General features: G+C 65.9%; 1 protein-coding gene. It reads left to right on the forward strand.

What is annotated here, in order from left to right; all coding sequences use genetic code 11:
- Positions 1 to 264, forward strand: a 264-nt coding sequence (locus ACP7FG_RS13055) for a DUF2070 family protein (RefSeq protein WP_439226635.1), incomplete at both ends; no start/stop codon positions are given.

Raw genomic sequence — 264 nt, forward strand, 5'->3', positions numbered from 1 at the left:
TCGAGTCCGGGTTCTTTCTCGACGACGCCTATCTCGGGATGATGTACATCGGCGTCCCGACCCTCGTTGCGGCGTTTCTCACCGCGCCGATCGACAGACGTCTCGGCGGGCAGTTCACCTACAACCGGTCGGCCCTGCTGGCGTTTCTCTGTGAGTTGATCGTCGTCGCCGTCCTCGTCGTCGCCGCGGCCCTCGCAGCGATCGGCGGGGTCGGCCAGCCGTTCGTCCTCGACGCGCTCTTGGTCGCGCTCGCCTCGATATTCG

The sequence above is a fragment of the Idiomarina sp. ST10R2A5 genome (assembly GCF_051842325.1).
Classification (GTDB): Bacteria; Pseudomonadota; Gammaproteobacteria; order Enterobacterales; family Alteromonadaceae; genus Idiomarina; species Idiomarina abyssalis.